Here is a 4710-nt window from a genome sequence, read left to right as displayed (position 1 = left end):
ACCTGACCAAAATCAACACAACACAGGTTTTTGTGTCCACGGCCTCAATCCGGATTAATTTAAGCCTGTTCCTGATTGCTTTACGTGACCCACTGGTTGAGGTGGAACATAAGATTGGTCAGTTAGAAGCCTGGGCTTTTTTATTCAATCTGTGGTTTCAATATCGCCGTGATAAGCGTGAGGAAATTGAAAGCGCGGCCCGCCTACGGATCATTGAAAAACAGAATCAGGTAGATAAGCATGAGTAAGCGGATTTTAATTAGTAGTCTGGTAATCAGCGCCGCCGCCTTTGTAGGTCTGGTCCGGCAGGAAGGCTATACCGAAAAGGCGATTGTGCCTGTTAAGGGTGATGTGCCGACAATGGGTTTTGGCACTACAGTTCAACAAAATGGTAAGCCAGTAAAACTGGGGGACCGAACCACACCAGTCAAGGCTGTTGAAGATGCCTATGCACATCTGAGCAAAGATGAAAAACTATTCAAGGCTTCGTTGCCTGGCGTGCTGTTAAGTCAGGGTGAGTATGATACCTACCTTGATTTTACCTATCAGTACGGTATGGCAACCTGGAACAAATCATCGATGCGCCGTGAAATTCTCAATGGCAATTACCGGGCCGCCTGTAACGCCCTACTTAAATATAAATATGTAGCTGGCCGGGATTGTTCTATAAAATCCAGTAACTGCATGGGCGTATGGACCCGCCAGAAAGAGCGGCATGCGAAGTGCGTGAGCGCAGATAGCTAAGTTATTGGTAAGTGATCAATACTTAGAAGCCCCTTGTAAGGGGCTTTTTTAATCCGGTTCAAACATGGCACTGCCTTTCACTCTAATTTCTTTCAGGTTCAGAATATTTGTGATCTGGTCAATTTGGCTTTCTTCAATATCATCAACCTGAAGAAGTTCAAGTGATCGTTTCAGGGCTTCTAATTTTTCTGCTTTGGTGTTGTTTTCAGTGCTATTCATTGTAGATACCTTGTTTTATTGATGCTTCAATAATGACATTTAAAAGTATTTTTGATTTAATGCAAAATCAATTTACTTGCTTTATGTAAGTAAAATCTAAAAAGAACAGCTATTTAAGAGTATTAAAAATGCCAAAAATCAGAAAATCCATTTGGATAATCGCTGTCACTTTAGGCCTACTTGTCGTCGCTGGCCTATACAGTTATCTGTTCTATTTCCCATGGGCGGGTGGCTATGAGTTTGCCCAGGTAAGTCGATTAAGCAATCCTGATCAGTGCCCAAGTTATGCAGAGGTGCCTGGTTTTGATGTTGGATGTTGGTCTTATTTTTAATGTCAGGGTATATTCAGAACTGGTGATACTCAATAGGTGACTATATGCGTTTAAATCAAGCAAAAGAACTCATTGCAGCTTATGAGGCTCTTTCCAGAGTGGATTGGCATGACCGCCTAACTCACCAATAAATTACTGTAAGGACAAAACAATGAGGAATTTAATTATAGCTGAACTTCAGTCAATAGATGTCCAGTTCAGTAGCTTTAGTCCTAATGATATAGCTAATGGCAAAATATCATTCTGGTGGAGAGGGTCTGGTAGGCCAATGCTGTATGGTTATTCGAAATTTTCTCCCGTAAATGCTATTAGGATACTAGAAGATTGGGATATCACTGGACTGGCACATAGCAGCTATGAACCTGCTCATACTTTGAATTTCTCAATAATAACTGATTATTCTAAAAATACACATCGCTTAACATGTGGGAAAGCATTCTGGGAATTTCCAACTAATGGAGAAATAGTCAGATTTATAAACTCAGCAGCAACTAATGAGCTGCTAATCAGATTTATAAAGTCTATGCCTGCTACAAATGATGGAAGATTTCAAATGAGTGAGGGTTCTTATATTTATATAAAAGATATACCCATCTAGTAGATCATAGGGGCGTAGGGGTTATTTGATAAATAAAGCTTATTTTAAGGAAAGGGATTTATACTAACCTGATTGCAAATAAGGGCTTAAAGCCAAACATGGAGCTTGACTGAACATGGAACAATTCAGACATCAGGGCAGCGCTGCGCTGCATTATCTATTTCTCATTATTCTACTAGCCATGCCACTATTGATGCAGGGCTGTACCTATTCCACCATAGAAAAACGTAAAGCATCGCTGGCAATGCTTGAGTCCACTAACCTGGCTGACCAGAAGCAGCGCTTTGGCGACCTGGCTACACTTGATGGTACGCGCTGGCTACAACAGGGAAAAAATGGAGACTTGACTATTCACCGATTTCACTGGGAAATCCCTGGCGCGGTGATGATTCATCGCCAAGCCTTTTTATACAGTGGAGTTGAAGGCCGATGGTATCCTGATTATTTAAATGCTTTAGTCCTATTCCAGTTTGATCTGGAAACCGGAGAGCTAGAGGAAATCCATGGTACGGGCTATCCTGATATAGAGGTTGACTTTAAAATCCCAATGCATGTCTTACCGAGTGGCAAGGTAATTTATAATCATGGAAATTGGGGCTGGTGTCGCTGCGATGGTGAGAACTCACTGGTCATTGAATCTGCTTCTGTAAGAGAAGTGTTGACCCCCCTCACAGAAGAACAGTATAAGGCAGCGTTGCAGCGCCGCAGTGAGAACTATGCGGCCCAGCAGCGAGAAGTAACCATTGAGAAGGAACGTAGGTCGGCTGAGCGGGCAGAACTTATTGCCCGGGGGCTGGCAGGACTCTCTCAGGGCTATATAGAGGCCAGCGCCCAATCCCAGCAGCTAGAAGATAAACAGCACGCCTTCTTGAGGGATTTGCAGCGTGATTTGAATAACCAACAAATTGCACGTGAGCAGGCAGTAAGAGCGCAACAGCAGGACACTGCATCATCGGGGATGCTCTCATCTGGGATAAACAAAGCTACGCTGCCCATCGAATCTAGACCAGCAGCTTATAGCAATAAAATCCCCAATGTAGATCAGGGATTAAACAAACAGCCCAAAGTACAGAATACTGCTATTACACCAGCTAAACCAAATAACTCAGAACATACTGACAGGGAAGAAGTTAAACGGCAGGCATTCAATGAGGCAATCTTGGTTTGTACCAAGCCGGATGCATCAAGGCATTTTCAGTGTAAGACCCCTGTGGACGTGATTAGCGGTGGCCCGGCAGATAAAGACTGGGCCACGCCAGAAGCGCTAGTGAACTGGGCATCCAGCAGCTGCCCGGATGCAAGAAAATTGCCTTCTACGACGCACCTGGTATGGGGATGTGGATTTGCAGCCACAAATAATAGTAACTCAATGGATCGTAGTGCCGGGGTAGATGTCAAAGGTCGTAATATTTACTACTGCACTCCTAAGGAAACATCCTGTCGCCGAACTGAACCCTAATGTATAGGGTTCTAGTCAATAATTTGTGCTGATTCCGGTAAACAAGTAATTATATTTATGAAAAAGCCCAGATTAACTGGGCTTTTTATTATTCGATATTGGGTAGACCATCTGGGAAACTGTTGACTTCATGGCCATTACCGGCACCATACGTGGGCCTACTGCCCGGGCAGTGGTAATCATTTCTACCACTTCCTTGAAAGTTAAAGTCACTTCATCTTCATCATCAAAGACATATTGGACTGCCTTGTCCTTAAATTTTTCTGGCGTTGGGGGAATAAGCCGTTTAGGAATCAAATCGTTTGCCAGATCGCGGTCAGTAAGCATTTTATGGTTCATCATATTTTCCTATTGGTGAAAGGGGGTTATAAACTCATCCAGCTTTGGACATGCTCTTCTTTATGATTCTGAATGTTTTCCAGCAAACATTCATTTTTAATCACGGGAAACAGGCCAAGGGAATTTAAGTACTCTCTGGTAAGCGTACCTTCATTTTCCTTATTACCCACTTCCCGGGCTTTAGTCACTAATTCTTCTAATTCAGAGAAAGTCAGGGAAATTTTCTCATCTGGTTTAAAAGGGTGCCTACCTCCGATTCCATGTTCATCAGCAGGCTTATAATGTTTTAGTTCATAGGGGATTAAGGCATCAGTCAGCATGCCATTAGATAGCTTGGTATATTTCATTGTCGTTGCTTCCAAAAAACTGGATTAATCTACTTTTACTGGCTTGATATAATGGTTTTTACAGCCATCACCAATTGTTCCAACGATAGGTACTAGCTTGAGTTCACGGCGTATATATTCTTCAGTCAGCTTGTCAGTGGCTTCAAGCTGGCCAACTTCACGGGCTTTGGCCACAATCGCTACAACTTCTTTAAAGCTCAATGTCAGCTGGTCATCGTCCTCAAACGGGTAGGTGACTTTCAACTTTGGAAAGTCTGGGTGTGATTCCTTTTTTAGTAGACGTGCTGGTATAAGACCAGCAGCAACATTTTGGTTACTTGGCTTTTTCATTACAATGTCCTAATTACCCGAAGTTTTCATTATCTAAAAAAACCTGATAATTGATAGACCTAGCCAAATCCCGCGCGACAACCTATGGCATCAATAGTTTTCAATATTTATTACTTCTGTCAATTCGGCCAATGATTAAGTTTTAATTGTAGGTAGTATGGCCTTAAATACTTATCGGAAAATGAAGCGTAACTTATTGAAAAATAATTAGTATAATTTCATTATTTTCTGATTTTTCTAGGCGTTATTTTTGGCAAATATGATGTAATTCAATGTCATATCTGTCACCTAGAACATTCTTGACATGGTGGGGGTCAGCAGTTCGAGTCTGCTTACGTCTAC

At 42.2% G+C, this 4710-nt stretch carries 7 protein-coding genes and 1 pseudogene; 4 read left to right on the top strand and 4 right to left on the bottom strand.

Going from position 1 to position 4710, the window contains the following annotated elements; all coding sequences use genetic code 11:
* Together BKE30_RS16140 and BKE30_RS15595 are read left to right on the top strand one after the other, a co-directional pair.
* Nucleotides 1–248: pseudogene (locus tag BKE30_RS16140) on the top strand (hypothetical protein); the annotation flags it as partial.
* Nucleotides 235–744: a lysozyme gene (locus BKE30_RS15595; RefSeq protein WP_406564693.1), complete on the top strand. Its 510-nt coding sequence runs from the start codon at nt 235–237 to the stop codon at nt 742–744. The pseudogene BKE30_RS16140 and the gene BKE30_RS15595, both read left to right, overlap by 14 nt.
* Before the next feature lie 48 nt (nt 745–792).
* Here the strand turns inward: BKE30_RS15595 and BKE30_RS16135 are convergent, their stop codons facing one another.
* Complete coding sequence (locus BKE30_RS16135; RefSeq protein ID WP_158073216.1) at nt 793–963, bottom strand: hypothetical protein; 171 nt, start codon at nt 961–963, stop codon at nt 793–795.
* A gap of 483 nt (nt 964–1446) precedes the next feature.
* Between BKE30_RS16135 and BKE30_RS15590 the strand changes: the two genes are divergently transcribed.
* Both BKE30_RS15590 and BKE30_RS15585 read left to right on the top strand, forming a co-directional pair.
* A complete protein-coding gene (locus BKE30_RS15590) occupies nt 1447–1893 on the top strand; it encodes a hypothetical protein (protein ID WP_076879469.1) in 447 nt (148 codons plus the stop codon).
* A 115-nt stretch (nt 1894–2008) separates the two neighbouring features.
* Complete coding sequence (locus tag BKE30_RS15585) at nt 2009–3352, top strand: hypothetical protein (protein WP_076879468.1); 1344 nt, start codon at nt 2009–2011, stop codon at nt 3350–3352.
* A 72-nt stretch (nt 3353–3424) separates the two neighbouring features.
* Here BKE30_RS15585 and BKE30_RS15580 read toward each other — a convergent pair whose 3' ends face one another.
* From BKE30_RS15580 to BKE30_RS15570, 3 genes are read right to left on the bottom strand one after another with little or no spacing between them, the layout of a single operon-like run.
* The gene (locus BKE30_RS15580; RefSeq protein ID WP_227518428.1) at nt 3425–3694 is read right to left on the bottom strand and encodes a hypothetical protein; all 270 of its coding nucleotides are present in this window, start codon (nt 3692–3694) and stop codon (nt 3425–3427) included.
* 23 nt (nt 3695–3717) lie between these two features.
* Complete coding sequence (locus BKE30_RS15575) at nt 3718–4038, bottom strand: hypothetical protein (RefSeq protein ID WP_076879466.1); 321 nt, start codon at nt 4036–4038, stop codon at nt 3718–3720.
* 24 nt (nt 4039–4062) lie between these two features.
* Nucleotides 4063–4368, bottom strand: a complete 306-nt coding sequence (locus BKE30_RS15570; protein WP_076879465.1) for a hypothetical protein — start codon at nt 4366–4368, stop codon at nt 4063–4065.
* Nucleotides 4369–4710 lie beyond the last annotated feature (342 nt).

Source organism: Alkanindiges hydrocarboniclasticus, assembly GCF_001982605.1.
Lineage (GTDB): Bacteria > Pseudomonadota > Gammaproteobacteria > Pseudomonadales > Moraxellaceae > Alkanindiges > Alkanindiges hydrocarboniclasticus.
The sequence above is the reverse complement of the archived record's forward strand: the minus strand, read 5'-3'. Positions and strand labels throughout refer to the sequence as shown.

What these genes read in the sequence shown, in the direction of transcription:
- BKE30_RS16135 (WP_158073216.1), bottom strand. Translation starts at nt 963, where the DNA reads ATGAATAGCACTGAAAACAACACCAAAGCAGAAAAATTAGAAGCCCTG.
- BKE30_RS15590 (WP_076879469.1), top strand. Translation starts at nt 1,447, where the DNA reads ATGAGGAATTTAATTATAGCTGAACTTCAGTCAATAGATGTCCAGTTC.
- BKE30_RS15585 (WP_076879468.1), top strand. Translation starts at nt 2,009, where the DNA reads ATGGAACAATTCAGACATCAGGGCAGCGCTGCGCTGCATTATCTATTT.
- BKE30_RS15580 (WP_227518428.1), bottom strand. Translation starts at nt 3,694, where the DNA reads ATGATGAACCATAAAATGCTTACTGACCGCGATCTGGCAAACGATTTG.
- BKE30_RS15575 (WP_076879466.1), bottom strand. Translation starts at nt 4,038, where the DNA reads ATGAAATATACCAAGCTATCTAATGGCATGCTGACTGATGCCTTAATC.
- BKE30_RS15570 (WP_076879465.1), bottom strand. Translation starts at nt 4,368, where the DNA reads ATGAAAAAGCCAAGTAACCAAAATGTTGCTGCTGGTCTTATACCAGCA.